This window comes from Microcoleus asticus IPMA8 (assembly GCF_013179805.1).
Lineage (GTDB): Bacteria > Cyanobacteriota > Cyanobacteriia > Cyanobacteriales > Microcoleaceae > Microcoleus > Microcoleus asticus.
The window spans coordinates 36,195-61,334 of the sequence record NZ_SRRZ01000028.1 but is presented as its reverse complement, the minus strand read 5'-3'; the positions used below and the strand labels follow the sequence as shown (position 1 = coordinate 61,334).

Annotated in this window: 23 protein-coding genes; 12 read left to right on the top strand and 11 right to left on the bottom strand. The window is 46.1% G+C overall.

All coding sequences use genetic code 11. The annotated features are described in order from the left end of the window. Window positions 1-41: 41 nt before the first annotated feature. Window positions 42-395 (bottom strand): hypothetical protein, encoded by a 354-nt coding sequence (locus tag E5S67_RS10125; protein WP_172186907.1) that lies wholly within the window; start codon window positions 393-395, stop codon window positions 42-44. Window positions 396-435: 40 nt separating this feature from the next. Then, window positions 436-1,560, bottom strand: coding sequence for a M24 family metallopeptidase (locus tag E5S67_RS10120; RefSeq protein WP_172186906.1), 1,125 nt, complete (start codon window positions 1,558-1,560; stop codon window positions 436-438). Between E5S67_RS10120 and E5S67_RS10115 the strand changes: the two genes are divergently transcribed. Next, window positions 1,548-1,697: a hypothetical protein gene (locus E5S67_RS10115; RefSeq protein WP_172186905.1), complete on the top strand. Its 150-nt coding sequence runs from the start codon at window positions 1,548-1,550 to the stop codon at window positions 1,695-1,697. The genes E5S67_RS10120 and E5S67_RS10115 overlap by 13 nt on opposite strands. A gap of 26 nt (window positions 1,698-1,723) precedes the next feature. Here the strand turns inward: E5S67_RS10115 and galT are convergent, their stop codons facing one another. Next, on the bottom strand, window positions 1,724-2,812 hold the full coding sequence (gene galT / locus E5S67_RS10110; RefSeq protein WP_172186904.1) for a galactose-1-phosphate uridylyltransferase: 1,089 nt from the start codon (window positions 2,810-2,812) through the stop codon (window positions 1,724-1,726). 210 nt (window positions 2,813-3,022) lie between these two features. Next, window positions 3,023-3,514 (bottom strand): helix-turn-helix transcriptional regulator, encoded by a 492-nt coding sequence (locus E5S67_RS10105; protein WP_172186903.1) that lies wholly within the window; start codon window positions 3,512-3,514, stop codon window positions 3,023-3,025. Window positions 3,515-3,736: 222 nt separating this feature from the next. On the opposite strand from E5S67_RS10105, the gene E5S67_RS10100 reads away from it, so the two are divergent. After that, complete coding sequence (locus tag E5S67_RS10100; protein WP_172186902.1) at window positions 3,737-4,588, top strand: hypothetical protein; 852 nt, start codon at window positions 3,737-3,739, stop codon at window positions 4,586-4,588. 63 nt (window positions 4,589-4,651) lie between these two features. After that, window positions 4,652-6,097, top strand: coding sequence for a hypothetical protein (locus E5S67_RS10095; protein WP_172186901.1), 1,446 nt, complete (start codon window positions 4,652-4,654; stop codon window positions 6,095-6,097). A 93-nt stretch (window positions 6,098-6,190) separates the two neighbouring features. Here the strand turns inward: E5S67_RS10095 and E5S67_RS10090 are convergent, their stop codons facing one another. From E5S67_RS10090 to E5S67_RS10065, 6 genes are all read right to left on the bottom strand, one after another. Further along, a complete protein-coding gene (locus E5S67_RS10090; RefSeq protein WP_246276714.1) occupies window positions 6,191-7,309 on the bottom strand; it encodes a glycoside hydrolase family 1 protein in 1,119 nt (372 codons plus the stop codon). A 184-nt stretch (window positions 7,310-7,493) separates the two neighbouring features. Further along, window positions 7,494-9,377: a glycoside hydrolase family 2 protein gene (locus E5S67_RS10085; RefSeq protein ID WP_172186899.1), complete on the bottom strand. Its 1,884-nt coding sequence runs from the start codon at window positions 9,375-9,377 to the stop codon at window positions 7,494-7,496. Window positions 9,378-9,655: 278 nt separating this feature from the next. Next, window positions 9,656-10,015, bottom strand: a complete 360-nt coding sequence (locus E5S67_RS10080) for an STAS domain-containing protein (RefSeq protein ID WP_172186898.1) — start codon at window positions 10,013-10,015, stop codon at window positions 9,656-9,658. Window positions 10,016-10,163: 148 nt separating this feature from the next. Next, window positions 10,164-11,405: a UDP-galactopyranose mutase gene (gene glf / locus E5S67_RS10075; RefSeq protein ID WP_172186897.1), complete on the bottom strand. Its 1,242-nt coding sequence runs from the start codon at window positions 11,403-11,405 to the stop codon at window positions 10,164-10,166. Between the two features lie 120 nt (window positions 11,406-11,525). Beyond that, window positions 11,526-12,830 (bottom strand): glycosyltransferase family 1 protein, encoded by a 1,305-nt coding sequence (locus E5S67_RS10070; protein WP_172186896.1) that lies wholly within the window; start codon window positions 12,828-12,830, stop codon window positions 11,526-11,528. 839 nt (window positions 12,831-13,669) lie between these two features. Continuing rightward, window positions 13,670-14,707 (bottom strand): aldo/keto reductase, encoded by a 1,038-nt coding sequence (locus tag E5S67_RS10065; RefSeq protein WP_172186895.1) that lies wholly within the window; start codon window positions 14,705-14,707, stop codon window positions 13,670-13,672. A 430-nt stretch (window positions 14,708-15,137) separates the two neighbouring features. Here E5S67_RS10065 and E5S67_RS10060 point away from each other — a divergent pair, with 430 nt between their 5' ends. The 6 genes from E5S67_RS10060 to dtd all read left to right on the top strand — a co-directional run bounded on the left by E5S67_RS10060 (window position 15,138) and on the right by dtd (window position 19,478). Next, complete coding sequence (locus E5S67_RS10060) at window positions 15,138-15,539, top strand: fasciclin domain-containing protein (RefSeq protein WP_172186909.1); 402 nt, start codon at window positions 15,138-15,140, stop codon at window positions 15,537-15,539. Window positions 15,540-15,802: 263 nt separating this feature from the next. After that, window positions 15,803-16,132 carry a glycosyltransferase gene (locus E5S67_RS33260; protein WP_339382819.1) on the top strand — a complete coding sequence of 110 codons (330 nt, stop codon included), beginning with the start codon at window positions 15,803-15,805 and terminating at the stop codon, window positions 16,130-16,132. A gap of 294 nt (window positions 16,133-16,426) precedes the next feature. Then, window positions 16,427-17,086 carry a hypothetical protein gene (locus E5S67_RS33255; RefSeq protein ID WP_246276713.1) on the top strand — a complete coding sequence of 220 codons (660 nt, stop codon included), beginning with the start codon at window positions 16,427-16,429 and terminating at the stop codon, window positions 17,084-17,086. A gap of 3 nt (window positions 17,087-17,089) precedes the next feature. Beyond that, window positions 17,090-17,590, top strand: coding sequence for a glycosyltransferase (locus tag E5S67_RS33250; RefSeq protein ID WP_339382818.1), 501 nt, complete (start codon window positions 17,090-17,092; stop codon window positions 17,588-17,590). 124 nt (window positions 17,591-17,714) lie between these two features. Further along, window positions 17,715-18,845: a CobW family GTP-binding protein gene (locus E5S67_RS10045; RefSeq protein ID WP_172186894.1), complete on the top strand. Its 1,131-nt coding sequence runs from the start codon at window positions 17,715-17,717 to the stop codon at window positions 18,843-18,845. Between the two features lie 177 nt (window positions 18,846-19,022). Beyond that, the gene (dtd, locus tag E5S67_RS10040) at window positions 19,023-19,478 is read left to right on the top strand and encodes a D-aminoacyl-tRNA deacylase (RefSeq protein WP_172186893.1); all 456 of its coding nucleotides are present in this window, start codon (window positions 19,023-19,025) and stop codon (window positions 19,476-19,478) included. A gap of 271 nt (window positions 19,479-19,749) precedes the next feature. On the opposite strand, the gene E5S67_RS10035 is transcribed toward dtd, so the two are convergent. Then, window positions 19,750-20,013, bottom strand: coding sequence for a hypothetical protein (locus E5S67_RS10035; protein WP_172186892.1), 264 nt, complete (start codon window positions 20,011-20,013; stop codon window positions 19,750-19,752). A 31-nt stretch (window positions 20,014-20,044) separates the two neighbouring features. Between E5S67_RS10035 and E5S67_RS10030 the strand changes: the two genes are divergently transcribed. From E5S67_RS10030 to E5S67_RS10020, 3 genes are all read left to right on the top strand, one after another. Next, a complete protein-coding gene (locus E5S67_RS10030) occupies window positions 20,045-21,280 on the top strand; it encodes a HetZ-related protein (protein WP_172186891.1) in 1,236 nt (411 codons plus the stop codon). A gap of 412 nt (window positions 21,281-21,692) precedes the next feature. Further along, window positions 21,693-22,454: a ZIP family metal transporter gene (locus E5S67_RS10025; RefSeq protein ID WP_172186890.1), complete on the top strand. Its 762-nt coding sequence runs from the start codon at window positions 21,693-21,695 to the stop codon at window positions 22,452-22,454. Between the two features lie 172 nt (window positions 22,455-22,626). Next, a complete protein-coding gene (locus E5S67_RS10020; protein WP_172186889.1) occupies window positions 22,627-25,059 on the top strand; it encodes a bifunctional serine/threonine-protein kinase/ABC transporter substrate-binding protein in 2,433 nt (810 codons plus the stop codon). Window positions 25,060-25,140 lie beyond the last annotated feature (81 nt).

The window sequence follows — 25,140 nt, the reverse complement described above, 5'->3', positions numbered from 1 at the left end:
ATGATTCAGGATGTCGCTCATGTTTCTGTCTCAAAAAAGCTTTACGATCTTCTTGTACCACAAAATGTTACTATTTTGGAGATGTCTAATATACTAGAAGAAAAAACGCGACTGAAAATTTGTTCGCTGACAATTTGAATTGTCAGAACTAACAAATAGAATCCAAAAACAGCCCGCAGGTTGGGGTGACGTATCGACACCAAAAATGCAACTCCAGGCAAGACCAAGCCAATCACGATCGCTACCTGGAGCCAAATCTGCACAAAACTGCGCTCCGCCTCGCTGTAGTCGATCGCGGCTTGAATCGGCAGCAGATTTGCGACCATCAGCCAACCGCTCATTAGAGTCAGGACTGTTGCACTGACAATAAATGAAAGTATCGTTTTCCAGGTCATGATGGCTCGATCGCGCCTGAGATGGACATAGAGCGATAAGTTAAATGGACAATGGTCGATCGTCCCATATTTCCAGCGGTACAGGCCGCAATCTTCCCGCTACTTCTACACTCGGCCAATTCGGATCGAATGTCAAATTTTCCAACGTTCCATCGCTGTGAATTACAAACGTATCTTCTATTTTTGCTCCCGACAAACTCGGATTCCAAGCCACAGCCATATTTTCTGCCAAAATATCTGAAGTAGCCGGATTCGCCACAATTTCCCGCGCCAAATATCCGGTAGTTCCGCCTTGATGGTGTTCCCGAATTGCTTGAGGATATCCGTGCTCTTCGTAGGCAGTTTTAAGGGTATCATAAACCGCATTTAACGATACTCCCGGTCGGCACGAATTCAGCGCGGCGGCTTCAATTTCTCTGACTTGTCGGTGCAACTCTGAATGCTTTTCTCCAAGAAAATCAAAACTGACAAATCTGGTTAAATTTGCATACAAACCCCATCCCCTCGCGCAAAATACTAACATTGCTTGCCTCCCAATTTCTTCGGCGGTTGCGGTGGCGTGGCGGTACAGCGGCAAACGCCTTTCTCCAGCAACTAATGTCAGGGCTGGATGCAAACCTCTCGCCCACAATGCCTCAGCACCGGCTCCCGCTAGCTGATATTCTGTCCATGTTGGTTTTGCTGCGGAAAGTACCTCTGTCATCGCTTCGCTGGCTAAACGCCCGACTCGCCGGTATCGCTCTAATTCGCTTGACATCATTGTCTGTTTGCGAGACTGTAAAGATGCGATTATTGGGGTTTCTTTGGGATAAATTGGCCGATCGCTCATCACGTTACCGCCACCAGTATTTTCTTTGACAAAAGCTTCGCGCTGTGAAACATCTGCCCAAGGATAGATGTGCATTTGAAAGTTGGCTGGCAATTCTTCATCTTGCAAGCGCTGGGCTTCGATTTCATCGGTGAGAACCCAAGCGTTTTCGGCGGTAATTAATATTTCTGCAACTCCGGTTTCTGCGGTTAGCAATACTGTATGGGAACCGCCGGCTGTGGCCCAAGCAAACCAGTCTGTACCGCGCAAGCGAAGGGCGATCGCTCCTGTTTCGGTTAAGGCTTTGCGGATGAATTCGAGTTTGCAGTCAACTTCTGGGTTTAATGAGTTTATCATATATGAAACAAGGAAGAAGGAAGAAGGAAGAAGGAAGAAGGAAGAAGGAAGAAGGAAGAAGGAAGAAGTCAACTCCCCCTGCCCCAGAAGGGGGGAAGGAAGAAGGAAGAAGGAAGAAAATCACTGATTTTAGTTAACATTTCCTAAATCTAAAATCTAAAATCTAAAATCTAAATTCGATAGATACTGCTTGCAATTCTTTAGCTTTTTCTTCGGGTAAAGCGTCGTTGGCAAACATTCCGGCGGCTAGTTCGGTTCCTGCTAGATATTTTAGCCGATCGCTCGATCGATAGGGCGGATAAAATTGGGCGTGCAAATGCGCTTCTGGATGCGGTTTCCCGTCTGTGGGCCCTTGAAACCAAGCCATCAAATAAGGGAACGGGCGGTGCCACAAACCGTCGTATTTGAGGGTGACTGTTTTTAAGGCTTTAGCGAGTGATTGGCGCTGTTTTTCGGTAAGATCGATAAACGTGGCAGCGGGGGCGATGGGCGCAATCCACACTTCGTAAGGGTAGCGGGCGCAAGCGGGGACAAAGGCGATCGCCTCTTCGTCTAAATAAATAATTCGCTGTTTGTCCGCAATCTCTTTTTGAATCAAATCTTGCAGCAAACCGCTACTGTTTTTTTGATAGTAAACCGACTGACATTCTAACATCCGCGCAGGCACTGGTGGCACGAACGGATAAGCGTAAATTTGACCGTGGGGATGGTGCAAAGTTACTCCGACTTCTACGCCGCGATTTTCAAAAGGCAAGACGTATTGAATTTCGGGATTGCTGCCGATAACTGAAGTGCGATCGGCCCAGACTTCTAACAACAATTCTAAGTGAGATAACTCCAAAGCGCCAAGGGAAGCCAGCGGATCTTGAGTGAAAACAACGACTTCGCAAATGCCCTTAGCAGGAAGAGTTTCCACAATACTTGCAGGTGCGTTTTTTGCCTGCAAAGTCAGCGAGGGAAAGCGGTTGTCAAAAACAGCTACATCGTAATCTCCAGGCGGCAATTCTGTCGGGAATTTGGGATTAATTGTAGCAGCCAGCGGGTTGTATTCCGGCGGCGGCATGAAAGTTCTTCCCTGACGGTGGCTGGCGTATGCTACCCATTCCCCCCGCAAAGGATGCCAGCGAAAGTGCGGGTTCGCCTGTACGGGTTCATTGCTGGGACTTACGGCCGCGATTCCTTCTGGGATTGGGTAGCGGCTGTAGAGTGTGAGTGGGCGGCCGTCTGGTTTTAGCAATGTTTGGACGTACATTTTGGTTGGGGCGGGCGATCGCTTTTAATAGATTTTAGGAGTATAACTTCGTGCTTGGAGAATTGGCCCCTATCTAAAGTCGCAAATTATGTTAAAAAGATACTCGGCGGTTGAAACCGCGCCTACACAAACAAAGTCCGCCTGCGCGGACTGAAGAATAAAGGAAGTATTTAAGTGTGATTTGTTATGAGGAGTGCGATCGTACTTACCTTAGTTTGCACCATTGCCATTAATATCAAACTTTTCTATGATTGGGATTTCTGAAGGTGAGGAGGCCACTATTCGCAGGTTTATATCAACTATGATTTGATTTTTATCAAGAACTACATTTGCTTTTTTTATTATAATTTTTGCGGATAAACAATCGTCAGATTCAGGTTCGGGAGACGACTGAGTTTTATATCCTGCGTCCTCCAGCCATTCACAAATCTTCCTCCAGTTTTCTACCTTTTCATCAGCTTTGCCTACAAGATTTTTTACATATTGGTATAAAGTATTACAGAAATCTACGGCAATTCCCTTGGGGTTTTTACTGAGCCTTTCGGCAATTTCGGCGGGACTGTAGCCGCAGAGTAGACCCCGTAGATGTTGTTTTTCTGTGGGCGTGAGTCGCTTTCCCTTGGCGGATGCTAGGTCTGTGTAAAGAGTTTCTAAGTCCCAGTCGCGGGCAGCTTCGGGGAAGCGATCGTTAGAGGATGCCATTGCAGGGGATATGTTTCTAGATTTTTTATAATCAAAGTCTAACACGATTCCTAATGCTTATTAGTTTCTTTGTTAAAGGTAGTTAGGTTAGTATCATGGAAAGCAGGAACGTGATTAATTTTACACACGAAATTTGGGAAAGGCTCACGTCTTGCGACGTACCGTTTTCTGCTCGACAGAGTTATCAACACAAACTCCTCATAATTAGGTATTTACCCGTAAATGTTTAACCACGAATACAAAAAAGAGGCACAAGATAGACTGCGCCGTGCAGTAGAAAAGTACCAAAGAGATTGTGAGTATTTACAAAATGCCGCTGGAAGTCTTTATCAAACGCGAGTTAATCGGGGGGTTGAGATTATCCAACTATGCGAAAATTACATTAACACGTTGGCCAATTCGCCAAAAGAGTTTAGCAAAGTCGTTACAAAACTGAAGTTTCAGCTCAAGGAAATTACTGGCAAAGATTGGGATCTAATTTATTCGGCTCATAACAGCAATGTAGCAGCAGCAGGTGGTGCAGGAGTCATGGCTGGAGCAGGAGTTGCCTGTTTTGGGCCAGCAGCAGCAATGGCAATTGCCACAACTTTTGGAACAGCCTCAACAGGTACTGCGATTGCTTCTCTTTCCGGTGCAGCCGCCGTTAACGCTGCTTTAGCCTGGTTAGGAGGTGGCGCTCTTACTGTGGGTGGTGGCGGTATGGTGGCTGGAAATGCACTGCTGGCACTAGCAGGGCCGATTGGCTGGGGGATTGGTGGTGTAGCTTTGGCTGGTAGTGCTTTTTGGACAAGTAGCGAGAATGAGAAAATTGGGAGAGAAGCTACTAACCGCGCTCTTGAAATTGAAGGTGACACAGCTAAAGTCAACATCACCAAGAAAGAAGTCAATCTTCTTGAGGGGGAAACTGTCAAACTAGCGAATTTTATTCAAAGTGAACTGCAATACTTTAAGCAGAATGCAGCTTTGAATTACCTGAATTTTAGGTCATCTCTCAAACAAAGGCTGGCGACTTTAATCAATTCTATTGAAGCGCTGAGCCAGTCGCTTAAAAAGACCGTAGACCTGAAACTGTAATTATAATTAGGAGTGCAGCATTGTTCTCTAGCAATTAGGGAGTAATGCTGCTATTTTTTAAACATGGAAAAAAGAGAAGATAGACATCTGACAACTCAATTCGTTGCTGCAATAGTAGCCGAGGAAAATCTGCGCCATGCAGAACAGCTTGCAACGGAACTCAGTAAACAAGACCGAGCCTTTTTTGCAGCGATCGGGGAGATTGATAAAGTTCGTGATTTTGTAGGTATCCCCGAAAAAATTCTGGGAAACACAAGCACAAAACACGGTGAAATAGCTGAACAAGTGGAAGTTGGTATTCGCAATGCAAAATCTATTTTGAACTCCTCTGAAACTCGCGCTACTTTTGAGGGAGTGGGTAGAACAGCACCGGAAGATTATTTAATTGATGGTATTAAAGTACAGTCTAAATTTGTGAATGGGATTGGCAATAATTTAGACCACGTTCTCGACCACATGAATAAATACGAAAACTTTGGCAGAGATGGGTCATATTACCACATCCCTAAAAACCAATATGAAATTATTGATAAAATATTGAAAGGGCAACAAGTCGAGGGAATAACAAGTCGTACTGCTCAAAAAATACAAGAAAAAGCTCAAGAAATAGAGCAGATGTCTGGTCGTCCTTTCACTCAGACTGTTCAAGCTGGATCGTCTAACTATGAAGATGTGCAAATAGGCAAAGTTGACGATACGCTAGACCGCAAAGAGCATGAATTAAAGCAAGAACACAAACAAATTAAGGATGGGATACGCTACGAGGCTCAACCTACTCTGGCTGATTTTGGTAACGTTGCTGTTAAAGGCGCGGTTATTGGTGGTAGTATTCGATTTGCTACTAAGCTTTACGCCAAGTATAAGCAAGGTAAAAACGTTTTCAAGGGCGAATTAACCCTCGAAGATTGGCAAGAAATTGGACTTGATACCGCAAAAGGAGCTGCGCTTAGTGGTATATCGGCAACGGCTATTTATGGGTTAACCAATTTTGCCCAAATATCTGCACCTTTAGCTGGTGCTTTTGTTAGTGCAGGCATGGAAATTGCTAGTTTAGTCGGTAGTTTGAATCGAGGGGAAATTACTCGCGATCAATTCGTTGAATTAAGTTTGTTCGCTTGTGCTGATTCAGCCATTGTTGCTGCTGGAGCTACTATCGGACAAGCTTTGATTCCGATTCCTGTTGTTGGCGCTGTCATTGGTGCGATCGCAGGTCGAATTGTGACTGGTTTCTGCAAGCAGTTATTGGGAAAAGATACTTATCTTGCTCGACAAGTGGAACAATATTATCAACAGTCCCTCGCTAAAATTGACCGCGGTTATAAGGCAGCCGTTGCTAATCTTGTTGCTACCTATGAACGATTAGGTAACTTAGCGGAAGCAGCTTTTGACTCTAACTTAAACCTTGAATTGAGATTGCAAGCTAGTATCGAATTAGCTGAAGCTTATGGCGTTCCTGATTCCAAGATTATTCATAATGTAGATGAGCTTGACTCTTTTATGCTGAGTTGATCGAACAAAATATTAGGAAATCATCGGGAATTTTTAACGCAGATTTAGTATAAGGTGCGCCGCAGCGCACCCTACAGAATTAGATCGCAGCTATCAATTCTTCAACTTCAGCAACGGTTCAATCTGCTGCCTTTGAAACTGCAGTTCATCCGCCAAAGGCTGATAAATTTCTCGATCGCCCGATTCATTGCAATAATCCCAAAGACCATTGTAACAGTGCCTGTCGTCATCCCAACCCGGATGGTTGACAATCGGATACAAGCAGATTCCGTCTATTGGAACTCCTGCTTTCATCGCGGCCACTACCTCAGTGCACACATAATTAAACCAGACAGGTCTAAAATCGTCTTCAGTGCCTGTTTCTGCTACGAATAAGGGGCGGCGGTAGCGCTCGAACACTTCTTGCAGCAGTTCACGAAACGGGCGGTACAGCGGATCGCTGTATTTCATCGGTTCTTCATTGTGAATCCACTGATTGCGATCGTAATAATTCACCCCAATAATATCGAGATATTTTTCCTTACCGCCGAGTTCCGGGCGAAAGCGTCCCGCCAACATATCCCAAGCTTGATATTGAGATAAGCGATAACCTTCCGCCTCGTCCCGATCCTCCGGTTTATCAGGATCGGCAATAATGTTAATTGTGGGGTCGATTTGAACTATGCGGGTGCGGGGATTGACTTCCCAAACTGATTCTATCGCTGCGATCGCTGCTTTAATCAACTGGATTTTGAGTTCGTCTCCTCTTCCTTTGGCAAAAGGATTGATATAAGCAACTTCGCCGCCTGCCCAAGCAATAAATGAAATTTCATTGACAGGTGTCACGAAAGGTGTTTGGTCGGTTTCCTCAGTTAGCACTTCCATAAAAGCGCGCACCATCTGAGCAAATCTAGACACAAACTCGGGACTGAAAATATCAATATCGTCAGGCCAGCCGTAGTGAAACAAATCCCAAATTACCTGCATTTTCATGTCGCGGGCGGCGCGGATGATGGGAAGGGAACTGGAAAAATCGTATTTTCCGGGAGTCTGTTCGATTAAGTGCCAGCGCAGGCCTTCGCGGACTGTGTAAATGCCTTGATCCTGCAAGCGCTGGTAGTCGGCGACTGCAAATTTATCGTGACCGGTGGCGGCTGTGACATCGAGGCGTTTTCCAGATTGCACTCTGTGGGTGGAACATTCAAATCCGCCCATGAAAAAACTTTGAAACATCAATCGAATGGGTAATGGGGCATTCAGGTTTGCAGTCAGGACTAAAGTCCTTAGATTTCAATCATAAAAAACTAAAGTCCTTACTACAAACGGTATTTTTGTAAGAAGTATATCGATCGGTAAAAGTCAAAATGAAATCAGAAAAAAATCTCAGATTTTTACTTTTTTCTTGACTAATCACCAATTAGCACTGAGTAATAGCTTGTGGCTGTGAACTTTCTTCGGGAATATCCCAGCCGAGAGTTGCCGCCGCGATTACGTCTATGGGAAATTTGGGAGTGCGATCGGCATACAGCAAACCGTTAGCTTCTTGGTAAGTATCGGTCAATTGCGTGTAACAAAATCCGCTGAACATTTCCACTTGGTTTACCACCTTCAGCAGCGCGGTGTAGCGCCTTTGCAGTTCGATCGTGTCCCACGCGCGCACGTAGCCCCAAACTCTGTGAAAATCCGGGTTTTCGCGGCCGGCGCAGGCGATGCCGCCGAATTCTGTCAGCATCACCGGCTGTCCTTGGTGCGGGTGCCCGTCCAGGGTGAGGATGCGCCCGCCGGGACGCCCGCGATCGAACAAATCGGCTAGCTGGACTTCGGGCCCGTAGCGTTTTGCCACAGTTTGCGGGTTGTTGTCGTAGTCGTGAATCGCCAGGATGTCGGTATCGATGCTTTCCCAGCCGTCGTTACCGATGACGGGGCGAGTCGGATCGAGGGTTTTTGTCAAGAAATAAAGGGCTTGCACGTAGTTGCGGTGGGCTGCGGCTTCTACTAAATTCGGAACTCCCCAGGATTCGTTGAACGGCACCCAGACTACGATACAGGGGTGGCTGGCGTCGCGGTCGATGACTTCCGTCCACTCCCGCGTCAGCCGTTGCACGGCTTTGGGAGTGAAACGGTAGGCGCTGGGCATTTCTTCCCAAACTAGGAGCCCGAGCACGTCAGCCCAGTACAAAAATCGCGGGTCTTCGATTTTTTGGTGCTTGCGGACGCCGTTGAAACCCATTGCTTTAACTAATTCGACATCGTGACGCAAAGCTTCGTCGGAGGGGGCAGTCATCATGGTGTCGGGCCAGTAACCTTGGTCGAGCACCAGCCTCAGGTAGTAGGGGCGGCCGTTGAGCATGAAGCGATCGCGCTGGATGCTGACCGTCCGCATGGCGGTATAAGATTTAACCTCGTCGAGCAATTTGCCGTCCGCCCACAACTGCACTTGAGCGTTAATTAGCGTCGGCTTTTCGGGACTCCACAGCAGTTCGTTGCGGTAGTCGTCGATACCAGGGTCGGAGAGGGCGATGCGGCGGTGGATTTCGCCGTTGATGACTTCGTAGGTATCGTTGACCAGCAGCATACAGCCGATCGACAGTTTAACTTTAATCTGGATTCCAGACTGGCGATCGCCCGCGACAAACGCTTCAAAACCGATTTCCCAGCGTTCAAACTGAGGAGTCCAGCGGATGCGCTCGATATAAGTGTGAGGCACCAATTCTACCCAGACTGTCTGCCAAATGCCGGTCGTGCGCGGATACCAAATACTGTGGGGCTCTATTTGCCAGTCTTGCTTGCCGCGCGGTTGCTCCAAATCTTGCGGGTCGTCTTGGGCCCAGACTGTCACCCGCTGCGGCCCGTTGAGGTTCAAAACTGCTGTAATGTCTGCCGTGAAAGGAGTGTGTCCGCCTTCGTGTTGGATGACAAACTGACCGTTCACCCAGACGCGCGCGCGGTAGTCTACGGCCCCGAAGTGCAGCAGCACTCTGCTTTCTGTGTGGGGTAAGTCAAATTCGCGTTCGTACCAGCAGTTGGCGTGAAAATTCGTGTCGCCGATGCCGCTTTTTGCCGATTCAGGAGCAAACGGCACTTCTATAGTGTGAGTCCACTCAGAAATATCGATCGGCTGCACGCAGCCTCCCGCGTCGTCGTAAGCAAACCTCCACTGACCGTTAAGACAAATCCAGTTGCTGCGGCGCAATTGGGGGCGCGGATAACCTGTTTTCCGCCCTTGAACAGTTACCTTGCTGTCAACAGTTGCAGACTCTTCAATATCGCAATTTTCTAGCTCTCTACCTAACCAGCTCATCGGCACATCTACCCGAAGTTATATATATAGGTTAGCGACAATTACCCCGACTTTGACAAGTTTTTTGCTGATTAATTGTAAAAGTTTAGCAAATTAAAACAGCCTCATCTAAAGGCTGTCTTGTGCTGAAGGCAGAAGTCATTAGTCATTAGTCAGAAGCAAGGAAGAAGCAAGATTTTTCTGATCCCCGAGTCGGACACTCTGGATCTCTCCTGTCTGGGTCTCTTCCCCTCTGGGCCACTCTGAGTCTGACACTCTCCCGAGTTCATAACTCTAGTTTAGCTAGCAAGACTGTGCAAACCTCCTAAATGGTCAGTTAGCTCACTTTTGAGGGGAACTTCATGTTCTACAGGCGGCAAACACTGAAATATTTGTTCGAGTCCCGTGAGTTCAAATAGGATTCTAACTTGTTCGCTCATGGCAGATATCAAAAGTATACAGGAGCTGTCTCTAACTAATTTTACGATCGCCACTACAGCCATTAACTCCGAATTGTTCAGGAAATTAATTTTTGAGAAATCGAGCATCAGAATTTTGCCACCACTTTCAATTAAGCGCTCTATTTCTTTATGGAAATGCGGAAATTGAGAAGTTTGCAAAATCTCATGAGACAAAACTATTTTAATTATAACTCTCATTTTCACCTCAACACTTGTTTGAATTGTTAAATAAATTTTGATCCAAACCGAGTAGGGTGATCCGTGCATACCTTACGTTTTTAGCGATCGCCGTAGGGTGCTCACGGATCACCAGACATTTTGACCCTTACAAACTCACAGATTCCAGCTACTTGCTACCAGATTTGCCGCCGTTGCCGTTGCCGTTGCCGTTGACAGCAGCGACTTCTAGAGAAGCTGCGGCTGGGCGATCGACAACTCCATTCGAGGAGCTTACATTAGAGGCAGAACCGTTAACATTCGCCGCCAATTCAATCACCGGCTTGGTAGTAATTTGAGTGTAAGTTGTCAAAGCTTGAGCGACCACTTGATCCATGTTGTAATACCTGTAAGTCGCCAGCCTTCCCACAAAAGAAACTCCCGGAGTTGCATCAGCCAAAGCCTTATATTTCTTGTAAATTTCGGCATTTTCTGGACGCGGAACCGGGTAGTAAGGGTCTCCCTCAGCTTGGGGATATTCGTATACAATGCTAGTTTTTAGATGCTCTTGTCCGGTGAGGTATTTAAACTCCGTGCAGCGAGTATATAAATGCTCGTTGGGGTAATTTACCACCGGTGCTGCTTGGTGTACGGGTACGTTTAGCGTTTCGTGCTTGAATTCCAAGGAACGGTAAGGAAGTTTGCCGTAGCAATAATTGAAATAAGAATCAACAGGCCCGGTGTAAATCATTTCTCCGTAAGGGATAAAACCCTCAATCTCCCGGTAGTCGGTATTCAGCATCACCTTGATGTTTGGGTGAGAAAGCATCTTTTCAAACATCCGAGTGTAGCCGTGCAGGGGCATTGCTTGATAGGTATCGGTGAAATAGCGATCGTCCCGGTTAATGCGAGTGGGAACGCGCGCAATCACTGAGTTGTCGAGTTCCGAGGGGTCCATTCCCCACTGTTTCCGGGTGTAGTTGCGGAAGAATTTCTCGTAAAGTTCGCGACCGACTTTGCTGACAACTACATCTTCGGAAGTGCGAATGTAATCCTTTGGTTCTGCTACTTTCGCGAAGAAATCTTCTACTTCAAATGAGGTGAGATTCAGTCCGTAAAGTTGGTTTACGGTGTTGAGATTGATCGGAATTGGCAGCAATTGACCGTCAACGCTGGCGAGGACGCGGTGTTCGTAGGGCCGCCACTCGGTGAACCGCGAAAGATACTCGAAAACTTGGCGCGAATTGGTATGAAAAATGTGGGGGCCGTATTTGTGTACCAGGATGCCGTGATTGTCGTAGTGATCGTATGCGTTGCCCCCGATGTGGTTGCGGGTATCAATTATCAAGACAGTTTTTCCTGCCTCGTTTGCTAGTCTTTCGGCAATGACGCTACCTGCAAAACCTGCTCCGACAATTAAATAGTCAAACATTAAAACACCTCTGATTTTTGGTAAGGGTAATTGGTAATTGGTAATCAACAAGCGAGCATAGTTGAGTGTTAAGTTTTGAATTCATAAATTGGTAACTCTTTAACTTAAACCTCAACATTCCTAACTTAAAACTTTCATCCTGCCTTCTGCTTTCGGCCTTTTCTCGTCGATCGCACTTTCGATCAACCTCAACATTTCGCCCCAGGTATTGTCCCAAGAATTGTCTGCTAAAAAAGCGTCTACTTCGCTAAGCCACTTGGTGCGAACGTCCGAACTTTCGCTGAAGATTTCTTCGGCACAAGCAACGAATTCTTCAGAATTACTAGCAATCCGAACCAAGCCGTTTTCTCCGTAGGGCCGCACCACGTCGCGGATAGGAGTAGAAATCACAGGTTTGCCGGCAGCGAGGTATTCTGGAGTTTTCGTCGGACTAATAAACTTAGTCGATTCGTTAATCGCAAAAGGCAGCATGGCTATATCCCACCCGCCAAGATACGCTGGCAGTTCTTGATAAGATTTGCCACCGAGATAGTGGATATTTGAGTGAGTTGGCAGAGTTGCCGGATCGATTTTCGCCACCGGGCCAATGATGACTAAATGCCAGTCCGGCCTTGCTTCGGCAATGCCCCCCAGCAGTTCGATATCCATGCGTTCGTCTATGACGCCATAAAATCCCAAACGCGGGTGAGGAATGTCTTTTTGATCCGCTGGTTCTTCTGAAAGATTCCTGGCTGTCGCAAAGTGTTCTTTTTCGATGCTGCTGGGGAAGGCGTGAATGTTTGGGTGCTGGTGCTGTTTGGCTTCGTAAAGGTTGTGTCCCCCGGTAAATACTACGCTGGCGCGTTTTAATAATTGGTTTTCATTGGCTTTTAAATCCGGGTGCGCGCCTTGGAATGCTGAGAGTTCATCCATGCAGTCGTAGACTACAGCTAGCGGCTTTAAGTGGCTTGTGAAACTGACAGCCATTGGTGTGTAATACCAGAGGATGTACTGGCTAATTTCTGCTGCTTTAAACAAATCATCTAGCATGGCTTGCTGAGCAGTTTGTGCTGTTGCTTCGCTGGTTCCTTCACTCAGGTGCGGTACTATTACCCAGACTCCGCTTTCGTGGATGCTGACATCAAGCCACCAATCTGTAGCCTCGCTAAAAATCGGTTCTTCTACAAAGAATACGCGACGACTTTTCGCACAGCGACCCAAGAGATGTTGCGGACGCTGATAGACAAAATTCCACCGCAAATGAGACAGGCAAACTAAATCCGGTGCATCTAAAGAATCAGCTTTTAATAATTTAGCGCGCAAGGCCGGCGAGGGAGCGAATTGAGAAGGCGATTTGGCAGGATCTATAGAGGTAAATCGGATCTCCCATGCTCGACCTTTATTGCGGCTATAATTATTGTTTACTGAGTTTGGGGGGGGCGACATAATTAGCCTCTGGAATTTGTCAATGAAAATTTGTCAATGAAAATTTGTCAATAGAATCTGTTTCTCAGCAGTGTCTTGCTAAAAGTCGCAAGAAGCATCAATCTGAGAACTTTTATTGACGAGCAAGCGCCGCATTCATGGAACCAAACAAAGAAACTGTTTAGCTGCGGAGAAACACGCTTATCTGCTTTTTTCAGAATTGAAACGGGGAGATAAGTTAATATTGTTATACTTGCTATTGTTGTTAACTATAACCCAGTTTTTCTGCCATAACTTCTATCTGAAGGATGACTTCTATCTCAGGATGCGCTTAGCTTACACGCTGGGTTCAAAAGCGGTTAAAATGCCGATCGACCTTGTAAAATCACCCTTAACTGGCAGCTACGGGGTGAAAAAAGAGCTAGTTTTATTGCTTTATTTGGAGAGGATAGAAAATTTCCCTTCAAGTTTATGTTGCTTTTTAATTTAACAAACCTAGCCTTTTTTAAACTCATCCGATCGCTCGCATGGAAAATTTGTATCCTAATATACAAAGCTGCACCAGAGATTTCTGACTTCCGATAGATTAACAATTGACAGTTTATGCAGTGGGGTTAAACTCACCGAAGAGTACCTGTCTCAACAATAGCAAAGAAACCAGGTAACGGCAAGGATAAACCTAAGATTTTGCACGAGTCAGTAGCAAGAAACCAATGTGATGACATTTGCACTGTGGGCCTGAGTTTAACGTCGCGCCCACAGCAAAAATATCAATCATCCCTCTAAGGGCGGGTTCGCCGATATCTGCGATCGAACGCAAAATATCCACGTAAACCCGCGACTAAAAAATAGCAGCAACTTTACAGTCGGCTGCTATCAATTTTGGTGATTCCCCCTCCAAAGGCAAAATCTTGCACGGTCGAACTCTTTAAGAAATCGTGGGGAAAACCCAATTCAATTGCACTTACTTTGTCTAACTGCTGCATTTGTTCCGGGGTTAATTCAAACTCCAAACAAGCGAGATTTTCCTGAAGTTGCGAGAGTTTGCGCGAACCGACAATTGGAATAACTTTGACTGGCTGTTGTCGCAGCCAATTTAGGGCTACTTGAGAAGCAGGCTTGCCAATTTCGGCTGCTATTTTGCTAACTTCGTCAGCAATTTTGAGGTCTCGTTCGTTAATTTTTCCAGAGTCCGGTGAATTAAGCCGTTTAGTTTCGGTGGCTGTTTCTGAAGTGTTGTATTTTCCTGTCAGCAAGCCGGCTGCTAAGGGGCTCCAAGCTGTGACGCCAATATCAAAGGCTTTTGCCATAGGGATCAAGTCCCGTTCGGGAGTTCGCTCTTTTAAAGAATACTCGATTTGCAAGCCTATAAATGGTGTCCAACCGCGCAGGTTTGCGATCGTATTTGCTTGAGAAATAATCCAAGCCGGCGTATCGGAAATGCCGATATAAAGAACTTTGCCGGCGCGCACCAAATCGTCAAAAGCGCGCATCACTTCTTCGACGGGTGTCGTAAAATCCCAAGCGTGCAGCCACAGCAAATCTATGTATTCAACTTGCAATCGCTTCAAACTTGCTTCTACTGCTTGCACCATATTTTTGCGGTGGTTGCCGAAACCGTTGATTTCGCCATTCTTCATGTTGAGGCTATACTTAGTGGCAACTACCCATTTTTCGCGATCGGCTGCGATGAACTCACCGACATATTTTTCGCTAGTACCGTTGGTGTAGAGATTCGCGGTATCAATGAAATTGCCGCCCGCTTCTGCAAAGGCGTCGAACATTTTACGGCTTTCGTCGTAGGAACCGCCCCAACCCCACTCTTCTCCAAAAGTCATGGTTCCAAGGCAGATTTCCGAAACGCGAAGTCCGCTGTGACCTAGTAGTTTGTATCTCATGTCACCCTTCCGCTAGTTAATGGTTGTTAACAGTTTAGATCGGGATTTCCCAAACTGTTGCCATCAGTCGGGGTGGCGGGCTTTTGCGGTGCGTTAGCGCGATGCAGGATGTTGAATGTTTGGCTAAGCTAATCAAAATGTCGCAGCAGGGGCGAGGGTTCCCAGACATCGCCCCTGCGTTTAGTTTAAACAGCGCGCAGGGGCGATCGTCTTAACTAAGGTATTTAGGATTAAATTGCTAATTTAAAATACAGTAATATCCGAAAATTTTTATCTACCTTTAGATAGGTATTTTAGGAAAGGAGTTAAATAAAAAAAGTGCTATTTTAATATTCAGAAAACCAGACAGAACAAGAGAAAAAATTAATGTAGCTAAATTAACTTTTTAGCGTTATAGTGATTTATAGATTACAAAAACTAGGTGACTCACTTGGCTGATATTGTTGATACCGCCGTTTCGGCTGGCTCTTTTACAACCCTAGTTGCTGCTGTCAAAGCTGCTGGTTTAGTAGATACTCTCAAAGGCGCTGGCCCCTTCACAGTTTTTGCGCCTACTGACGAAGCTTTTGCTAAGCTTCCCGAAGGTACTGTAGAAGCACTGCTTAATGACATTCCTAAGCTCACAAAAATCCTGACTTATCATGTCGTTTCCGGCAAAGTTCTGGCTGCTGATGTGGTCAACCTGACATCTGCCAAGACAGTTGAAGGTTCAGAAGTGAAAATTGATGCTTCCAATGGCGTCAAAATCAATGATTCTACTGTTACAGCAGCCGATGTTGTTGCTGATAATGGCGTCATCCACGTTATTGATTCAGTCTTGCTTCCTGCGTAAGCACAGGCTTAGATAGCGCAATACTATCTTGAGGGCGGTGGCTATAGGTAGCCACCGCCCTGTTTTCGTTGAGGTTTAAATATTTTAGGCAGCTCCATAATTAAAATTATTATGGTGAATTTACAGTTTAATATTTTTGCACGCATAGGGATGCTCCCGGCATTCGCCCCTTATTAAAAGCCTTCGCTGCGGTTGTTGACAAATATCCCCGTGCCAGATTAGTTTGAAAAGGCTCAGAACTACTCTATCCCTCCAGAGACGAGATTGCCGAAGCCAGCCGAGTTGTCCTCAACGCTACCGAAAGAGCAAAAATTTCGTCCCGATTAATTTATACTGGTAGCCAGCTATCATTTGTTCAAATAGCTCAACTCTACCAAGCAGCAGACGCTTACGTTTCTCCCTATCTTGCAGAATGCTTTAAGCTGCCTGTTTTAGAAGCCACCGCTTGCAGTTTGCCTGTCATCTGTACAGCCGGTGGTCCTACAGACGATTTCACTTACCCAGACTTGGGACTGCCCGTAGAAAGTAAATTTATGGCTGTTGAAATAGCAAAAGAACAACTATTTATTTTTGCTCATGAATGGAACATTTGACTCAGTGGATGCAGACCGTTATCGCACAACCTTCACTTACCGCCAAAGCTCAACTTACAGACCCCCGTTTTGTAGCTAAAAAATTTACTTGGCAACACGCATTAGACCAGTTGCTAGGTGCCATACTACCCGAAAAAACGAGCTATAAAATTGACAAATAAACTTTTGATTACATAACTTTTTAACCAAATAATTATTGATATAAATGGGTAACTGGTAATTGTAATAGGGCATTGGTAAGGGTGATGATGAGCCGTAAAAAATAACAACCAACAAATCACAACTAACAAATAAATGCGTATAATTGTTGAGTGCTGGCGCTTTTTGCCGCACTCCTACGCGATCGCCAATCAATTTCAGCTACTAGAAATGCTGAAATATCCCAACTTAGAAATTTTTCACAAAGATATCCCATATCTAGACGAAAATTGGCAGCCAGCAATCGGTTTGTTAGACGCAACTGCTGAAGCAGCAATAAAAAATATTCCTCACCCTTCCGCGTCTCTAAAAGCAGACGCTACCTTACGGATCTCAGTACCTTACAATTTTGCATCCTCAAACACAAAACGGACGTGCTTGTTTGCCACAACAGAATGGGGAATTCTGCACAACGAAAACTTTAGAATAACGGGCGCAGCTTCCCTGCGCGAAGGACACAGCAACTCCGATATCATTATTATTACGCCTTCCCATTGGTCGAAAACCGGATTTATCCGCAGCGGTGCGAATCCCGATCGCACAATTGTCATACCCTGCGGCACCGATCCGAATATTTACAAACCTTTAACAAAATCGGAACGCGAAGCTTTGCGGAAACAGCTAGGATGGGACGGATTTGTATTTTTGAATGTCGGTGCAGGATCTCCCAATAAAGGCATCGATTTATTGTTAAAAGCTTTCGCAGTTGTAGTTGAAAGTTATCCCGAAGCCAGATTATTGTTGAAAGGAGAATAATTAATATATGAGTCGGATTCTCCGATCGCTCAAAACATAGACGAACTGACATTTGACGAAGCAGAAAAAGTTCTGCCGCGCATGGCTTACATAGGAGAAACACTGCCTTTTGCAAAAATGGCTCAACTTTATCAAGCAGCCGATGCCTACGTATCTCTTTATTTAGCAGAAGGATTCAATTTGCCAGCACTAGAAGCAATCGCTTGCGGCTTGCCGCTTATCTGCACTAAAGGCGGCCCGACGGATGATTTTACAACTCCAGACTTTGCTTGGCACGTCGAAAGTACGTTTCAAGAAGGTACTTCTAACGATCGCCCGATATTTCGCCTGATGCCAGATTTAGAACATTCGATCGCCTTAATGAAAAATATTATAGAACAGCCGGAGTTGTGCGATCGCTCTCGGGAAGCAGGCCCCAAATTTGTAGCGAGTGGGTTTACCTGGAAACACGTTGCAGAGCAACTCCTAGACGTACTTTTGCCAACAATTCGATCGCCAAATTAAACAGGTGCGATCGAATTGTTGGCAACTTCCGAGAATTAGCGCTGGTAACGCGCTGTTCGGAATTCATATAAGATACAATAAGAACAACAAGTTTAAGTTTCAGACCTTATTTGACATTCAAGCTATGCAATCTACAACTCAGTCCGAAACAGAACTGGCGATGGACGCTCCCAAACACGGCTTACCCGTTACCATCATTACAGGATTTCTCGGCAGCGGCAAAACAACCCTGCTAAACCACATCCTGACCAACCAACAGGGTTTGAAAACAGCAGTTTTGGTAAATGAATTTGGCGAAATCGGCATCGACAACGAACTGATTGTCACCACCGAGGATAACATGGTTGAGCTGAACAACGGCTGCATCTGCTGCACAATTAATGAAGATTTAGTTAATGCAGTTTACAAAGTTCTGGAACGTCAAGAAAATCTCGATTATCTAGTAGTCGAAACAACCGGACTCGCCGACCCGCTGCCAGTAGCGATGACTTTTTTAGGCACAGAACTTCGCGACCTAACTCGTCTAGATTCGATAGTTACAGTAGTAGACGCAGCCAACTACAGCTTAGATTTGTTCAACTCTCAAGCAGCTTACAGTCAAATAGCTTACGGCGATATAATTATCCTCAACAAAACAGATTTGGTTGAGGAAGCAGATTTAGATTTGTTGGAAGTTAAGATTCGCGATGTCAAAGAAGGTGCTCGAATTCTGCGAACTGTAAAATCGCAAGTTCCACTGCCGCTTGTCCTCAGTGTAGGATTGTTTGAATCTGACAAATATTTCCAATCTGAGGAAACTCCTAGCAGTCACGAACATCACGACCACGAACATCACGATCACAGCCATCACGACCACGAACATCACGACCATCACGACCATCACGACCACGGCCATCATGACCATCACGGTCACGACCACTCCAACCATTTAGAAAATGACGGATTTACCTCAATTTCTTTCCAGAGCGACAAGCCCTTTTCTCTGAGGAAATTTCAATATTTCTTAGACCACCAACTGCCAACAAACGTGTTTCGCGCGAAAGGGATTATGTGGTTTGAAGAAAGTCCCAAACGGCATATTTTCCATTTGAGCGGCAAGCGATTTTCGATGGACGATGGCGAGTGGAAAGGTGAGCGGAAGAACCAGCTTGTTCTCATCGGTCAGGGTTTGGATACCGAGAATTTGCGATCGCAACTCGAAAACTGTCTTTGTATGCCTTCAACCAGTCGTGGCAAAGGTTTTGGGAAAAACTAAAGGTTGAAAATTAAACAGAACAGACGTGCGCTGGCTAGAAACCCGGTTTTTTCGTCGAGACTTCGCGGTCAAAACCGAGATTTATCCGAGAAACCGGGTTTCTTTCGATCGTTCCTATTCAAAAGGTAAGTTTACCTTTTGATTTTTAGTTTTAAATTTAAGCATTTCTAATTTCCCATGCGAGTCATCATCCAGCGAGTCAAATCATCTCAAGTCGAAATTGACGGTCAAATTGTCGGCAAAATTGGCTGCGGACTTAACTTGCTTGTAGGTATTGCAGATACCGACACCGAAGCAGAACTCGATTGGATGGCTCGCAAATGCCTAGAATTGCGTTTGTTTCCCGACTCGGCTAGGGATACCGGCCGCTGGGACAAGTCCGTACAAGACATCGGCGGTGAGTTGCTGGTTGTGAGTCAGTTTACGCTCTACGGCGACTGCCGCAAAGGTCGGCGGCCTTCCTTTGACCGAGCAGCGGCTCCGGAACGAGCCGAAATTTTTTATGAGAAATTTGTAGAAAAGTTGCGCCAGAGCGGCTTAAAAGTCGAGACAGGCTTGTTTGGAGCGATGATGCAAGTCTCGATCGAGAATGACGGGCCGGTGACTTTGGTATTAGAGAGAGAATCCGGGTGAATTGTTTGCAAACAAAGCTCTCTGCCGGCACCCTACACTATTACTTTTCTTGTCTTCCTTCGTGTCCTTTGCGTCTTCACGGTTCGTTCAAAAAAGGCCGTTGCGCGTTTTACTAAGACCAAATTTGCAGATCGACCGGGTTTCCTAATTGCTGTTGCGTAGGTTCAGAAGACATGGGTTTTCGCTACATTTTCTCCCATCCCGATTCCAGAACATCAAACCCTTAAAAAACCAGTTTGTAAATCGTCCACTCAGCGGCCCCGGAACACCGTCAATCTTTGTCGCGATCGCCACACCCGCATAACAGCTCAGAATGCTTGTACAGTAAGGCTTTAAGGGCAATAAAACAAATCTCCCACAGCCAGTGCTTAGAATCAGATTCAGCAGCCAAAAACTGTTGCATGAGAGAGTGGAACACAGGCATCACTGCGGTTATCTCTACTTCCGTAACATTCAATGTATAGAGAGTTGAATCAGCACAGCAAGCGAAACCGCCAGCAACTGCCGCCTCACTCTCTGACAAATGTCCTCGCACACCCGCTGTGCCCTACCACCCGATAAACGCCATGACTGTCAAAGCTGCCACCAACACCGTCAACTGCAACACCGCTTCTGACCTCAACAGCATTCCGGCCGCCTCCAGCGAACAAACCGCCGAAATCAATGTTCCCAGCATCGATATCCTCGCTTTGGCTAACTTCGCCCTCAAAGAATTGCAAGCGGAAATGAAAACTGCCAGTCGCAGCACTCAAGCAGTGGCGATGCGGATTGCTAAGGAAGTCGAACGGATTTGCCAAAAAAGCGATCGCATCCAAATTTCCGGCGAAGTGGAAGCTTGGCAAATCACCTTGGCCGAGCACCGGTTGCAAAAAACCCTCCAATACTACCGCCTCGGTTCCAAACAAGGCCGCGTCGAACTGCACTCTCACCTCGCGGCCATGATTTACCGCCATGTTGCTTCTTTCCGATCGAACTTGAACTTCCAAGCTCGCTACAACATGATTGAAGACTTTTTGCAAGGCTTTTACATCGAATCTCTGCGAGCTTTCCGCCGGGAACACCAACTCGATCTCACCTACCAGCCCCGCACGCAGCTAGAATTGGCTGAGTACATGGCTTTTACCGAACACTACGCCAAGCGCCAAATCGGTTTGCCCGGCCGCAACCGCCAGCGCCTGATCGTGTTGCGCGCTCAAGGATTTGCCAAGGGCCAACCTCCCGAAACTGCGATCGACATTGAAATGGCTGTAGAATCCGGCAAGGGAGAAGATGCGGAAATGTACAGCCGCTCTCCGGCGCTGCAACAAGTGCGCGAGCAAATGGTATCGGAAACTGTCGATCCGGCTGATGCTGTGCTGCGCGATCGAGTAGTCTCGGAATTGATCGCTTATCTGGAATCTCAAAATCAGCCCGAATGCGTGGACTACCTAACTTTAAAATTGCAAGACCTTTCGGCTTCGGAAATCGATCAAGTTCTCGGTTTGTCTTCCCGGCAGCGCGACTACTTGCAACAGCGCTTTAAGTACCACGTCGAAAAATTTGCCCGCACTCAAAATTGGAAACTCGTGCACGAATGGCTGGGTGCTGATGTCGATCAAAAGCTGGGAATGACTTCTGACAAATGGGAAGCATTTCGCGCTCAACTGTCGCCGGAAATGCAGCAACTGTTAGAAATGAAGCGGAATCAAGAAAGCGACAAGGCGATCTCCACCGCGCTCAAATGCACTCCCAAACAAGTCCAAAAACGCTGGGCGCAACTGTTGGAGCTGGCTAGCCAGACTCGCAACAGCAGCCAAGCTTAACTGGTACTCAAATATGAATGCAACTGTTTTCTTGAGACTGGAAAATGCGATCGGGTGCGGCACCTGCACAGGAATGCCCGCCCCGACGTCCGCTCTCAAATTAACAAGGGCTGCTACTAATTTATCGCCGCTTTTTGGCAAATTCAATTTATTAAAACAACATTACTTTTTTAAATATTTTTCCTTCCCCGGTTATGCCGGGGAATTTGTTTTTATTAGTCATTAGTCATTAGTCATTAGTCATTAGTCATTAGTCATTAGTCATTAGTTATTAGTCATTAGTCATTGGAAATTGCTTGCTAAAGAGGCAGTACCTCGCTCGGTTGAGAAATGCTGTACCCGCTGTCGTCCCGCAATTAAAACTATATAATTTTCCAGCGGGCATAAAAATTTTTCCTTTGAGGTGCGACTGATGTTTCCAGTGTGGTTGCAGGCAGGATTTTGGGGTTTAGTGGGGGGTTCGGCGCTGCTACTGGGAGCGGCGGTGGGTTACTTTGCGAGCATTCCTCAGCGGGCTATCGCGACAATTATGGCTTTTGGCGCTGGTGTGCTGATTTCAGCGCTATCCTTTGAGCTGATGGATGAAGCTTACAAGCGCGGCGGTTTCGACTCGACGGCGCTCGGCTTTTTGGGGGGCGCTGCTGTCTACACAGCCGCCAATTGGTTTTTGAGTCAACAGGGAGCAAAACACCGCAAGCGATCGGGCGCTTTGCACCCAGCTAAAACAGAGTCAGGCGGTGGCGGATTAGCCATCGCCCTCGGCGCGCTGTTAGACGGGATACCCGAGTCGATCGTCGTTGGCGTCAGCATGATTTCTGGAGGCGCTGTCAGTTGGGTGACAGTAGCGGCAATTTTCCTCTCCAACATTCCCGAAGGACTTTCCAGCGCCGCCGGCATGAAAAAAGCAGGGAGATCGATCGCTTACGTTTTTGGAGTTTGGGGCGCGATCGCAGTTATTTCCGGTATCGCAGCATTGTTAGGATATACGGTTTTCAGCGGCTTTTCTGCGGAAGTAATAGCCGCAACTACCGCCGTAGCAGCAGGGGCTATTTTAGCAATGATCTCAGATACCATGATGCCCGAAGCATTCGATGAAACTCACGATTTTGCGGGACTAATTACTGTCTGCGGATTTTTAGCTGCTTTTGTACTCAGCAAGTTAGCAGAAAGATAATTGATAATTAGTCATCAGTCATAACTAATAGAGAATTGCTAATTGCTGATATTTATAGTGTTTTTGATAGAGACACAGAGGAATTTGATATGTTGCCAAGCTGTATCTGGACATAAAAAAGTTTATAATTAACATTAAAGACCGCAGCCTGTCAAGAGGTGTTGGAAAATTTATGTGTGTCAACTTAGGGGATATCCTGCACGAAAGCTACAAAATTATCGCTTTGTTGGGACAGGGAGGGTTTGCTAGAACCTACACGGCTGCACAAATAAACAAACCCAATAATCCTCTGTGCGTTGTTAAGGAAATTCCTTTTCCCTCATCGAACGATCCGCGAGTCTTAGAGAGGGGAAGGACACGATTTGAAACGGAGGCTAACGCTTTGCGCCGTCTCGGCAATAACTCGCGCATTCCCGAATTATTCGATCGCTTTGAAGCCAACAACCATTTTTATTATTTAGTTCAAGAATACGTTCAAGGACATCCGCTCAGTCAAGAACTCACTGCGGGCGAGCGGTGGAATGAGAAAAAAACCGTTGCCTTTTTGCGTGAAGTTCTGGAAATATTAAAATCAGTCCATCAAGAAAATATTATTCACCGCGATATTACACCTTCTAACTTAATTCGGCGCGAAACAGATAAAAAAATTGTTTTAATAGATTTTGGGGCGGTCAAAGAAATCAGCACTTTTACCTCTAACTCTACAGGTGAAATATTCACATCGCAGGCGATCGGCACCAGGGGTTATATGCCGGCAGAACAATACAATCCGCGGTCTCTCCCGCAACCCTACAACGACATTTACGCCCTCGGAATCATCGCCATCCAAGCTCTCACAGGCCAACGTCCCATCAATCTGCCGCAAGACCCCGAAACTGGTGAAATTGTCTGGGATTACTCGACGCCCGATCGCCCTGCTGTACAAGTTAGCGACAAGCTCAAAAATATTATCACCAAGATGGTGCGTTTCCACTTTCAAGACCGCTACCAATCGGTTGATGAAGTTTTGCAAGACTTGGATTTGCCGATCGTCCCAGGGCCCGAGTTACCCAAAACTTCGCGGAAGTTGCGATCGGGCTTTCGCTGGCTGCTGTTAGGTGTTGCGGGAATTGCGGCTTGTGGGGCGATCGTACTTTTAATCCCCAGAATTCGCCCCCTAATCCCGATAATTTCCCCGCAACCAACGCTTCCTACACTCTCCGCAGATGGTGTAAGTTCTGGCGAAAAACTCCTAGTGCAAACCTCCGCCCTGTGGTCAAAACAAAGGGGAATTAATGAGTTTGCCGACTCAAATTATCCCGAAGCTTTAAAATTGCTCAAACAGTCCTGGCGGGAAGACCGCAGAGATCCAGAAACTTTAATTTACATTAACAATGCTCTGCTGAAGGCAATAAATGCAGAATATTACACGATCGCAATTGTTGTTCCCATTCGCAGAAATCAGAACGGCAGCATCCTCAACGCAAATTTAGCAGAAGAACTGCTGCGCGGCATTGCTCAAGCTCAAACCGAAGTTAATTTAGGTCTTATCCAACCCAATGACAGCAGCAATAAAGATTTTCCCGGTCAAGGATTTCTCGAACCAAAAGCTATTAGGAAAAAAGGTCTGAAAGTCATCATTGCTGATGACGGTAATATCAAATCCTACGCAGTTAAAAGGGCTAATTATTTGGTCGCTCAGCCCGATATTATAGCAGTCATCGGACACTACACCAGCGACATGACTGTGGAAACCGTAGATATTTACAATCAAAATCAACTGGTCGCCATTTCTCCGGGAAGCACAACAGAAGAACTGACGCGAAAACCTCGAAAATTTTTCTTTCGCACGGCTCCGACAACTAGCAGAGAAGCTGAATCTTTAGTAAATCAACTGATAGCGGTCGGCGAGAAAAAAGCCGCAGTATTTTACAATCCCAACAGTCCGTTCAGCGCTTCTTTGTGGGAAGAATTCAAGAAGCAATTTGAAACGCAAGGAGGAGCGACTTTTAGAGTAAGTAATTATTACGACTTATCTAAAAATAATTTTAACGCCAAAGCAGCTATCAAAGAAGTTGAGAAAGCCGGAAAAACAGCCTTACTTGTCATTCCCGACGGTCAAGTCACCAATTCCCTAGAAAATGCGATCGAAATGATTAAAATTAACAGCGATCGCAATTGGATTGTCGGGCCCTGGACGCTGTACGAGCAGAGAACATTAGAAGTAGCAAAAGAGCTAAAGTCTATTGAAAAACTGGGCGTATCCGTGTTTTGGCATCCGTTAATCAGTTTTGACAAAAAATTTCCCCAAAACGCTGACAAATTGTGGGGAGGCCCGGTCAATACTCGATCGGCTTTAACCTACGATGCCGCCCGGACGCTGATTAAAGCCCTAGAAATGCAGCCAGAACCCAGCCGCGAAGGAATGCAAAAAACTTTAGCCGCTCCCAACTTTAAAGCAGAAGGAGCCACGGGTATAATTGAGTTTGACTCGAAGACTGGAAATCGGAAAAACCCTCCTCAACGAGTGGCGCATCTTGTGCCGTGTTCTAAAGAACAGTTTGGAGTTAAATTTGTGCCGATCGAATTTCCCACAGCCGCAGCCGCAGGTTTAAACTGCGATTGAATTGATATCTTGTGGCATTCTCAACAAACCTGTAGAGGCAGGTTTTACCAACCATAATTGCCTAAAATCAATAATCTCATA

Bases quoted from the DNA above. Each gene is read 5' to 3' on its own strand.
- E5S67_RS10115 (WP_172186905.1), top strand. From the start codon at position 1,548: ATGAGTTTATCATATATGAAACAAGGAAGAAGGAAGAAGGAAGAAGGA.
- E5S67_RS10070 (WP_172186896.1), bottom strand. From the start codon at position 12,830: ATGTCGCCCCCCCCAAACTCAGTAAACAATAATTATAGCCGCAATAAA.
- E5S67_RS10095 (WP_172186901.1), top strand. From the start codon at position 4,652: ATGGAAAAAAGAGAAGATAGACATCTGACAACTCAATTCGTTGCTGCA.
- E5S67_RS10020 (WP_172186889.1), top strand. From the start codon at position 22,627: ATGTGTGTCAACTTAGGGGATATCCTGCACGAAAGCTACAAAATTATC.
- galT (WP_172186904.1), bottom strand. From the start codon at position 2,812: ATGTACGTCCAAACATTGCTAAAACCAGACGGCCGCCCACTCACACTC.
- E5S67_RS10120 (WP_172186906.1), bottom strand. From the start codon at position 1,560: ATGATAAACTCATTAAACCCAGAAGTTGACTGCAAACTCGAATTCATC.
- E5S67_RS33255 (WP_246276713.1), top strand. From the start codon at position 16,427: ATGCGTATAATTGTTGAGTGCTGGCGCTTTTTGCCGCACTCCTACGCG.
- E5S67_RS10100 (WP_172186902.1), top strand. From the start codon at position 3,737: ATGTTTAACCACGAATACAAAAAAGAGGCACAAGATAGACTGCGCCGT.
- E5S67_RS10065 (WP_172186895.1), bottom strand. From the start codon at position 14,707: ATGAGATACAAACTACTAGGTCACAGCGGACTTCGCGTTTCGGAAATC.
- E5S67_RS10090 (WP_246276714.1), bottom strand. From the start codon at position 7,309: ATGTTTCAAAGTTTTTTCATGGGCGGATTTGAATGTTCCACCCACAGA.
- E5S67_RS10080 (WP_172186898.1), bottom strand. From the start codon at position 10,015: ATGAGAGTTATAATTAAAATAGTTTTGTCTCATGAGATTTTGCAAACT.
- E5S67_RS10125 (WP_172186907.1), bottom strand. From the start codon at position 395: ATGACCTGGAAAACGATACTTTCATTTATTGTCAGTGCAACAGTCCTG.
- glf (WP_172186897.1), bottom strand. From the start codon at position 11,405: ATGTTTGACTATTTAATTGTCGGAGCAGGTTTTGCAGGTAGCGTCATT.
- dtd (WP_172186893.1), top strand. From the start codon at position 19,023: ATGCGAGTCATCATCCAGCGAGTCAAATCATCTCAAGTCGAAATTGAC.
- E5S67_RS10105 (WP_172186903.1), bottom strand. From the start codon at position 3,514: ATGGCATCCTCTAACGATCGCTTCCCCGAAGCTGCCCGCGACTGGGAC.
- E5S67_RS10045 (WP_172186894.1), top strand. From the start codon at position 17,715: ATGCAATCTACAACTCAGTCCGAAACAGAACTGGCGATGGACGCTCCC.
- E5S67_RS10030 (WP_172186891.1), top strand. From the start codon at position 20,045: ATGACTGTCAAAGCTGCCACCAACACCGTCAACTGCAACACCGCTTCT.
- E5S67_RS10025 (WP_172186890.1), top strand. From the start codon at position 21,693: ATGTTTCCAGTGTGGTTGCAGGCAGGATTTTGGGGTTTAGTGGGGGGT.
- E5S67_RS10085 (WP_172186899.1), bottom strand. From the start codon at position 9,377: ATGAGCTGGTTAGGTAGAGAGCTAGAAAATTGCGATATTGAAGAGTCT.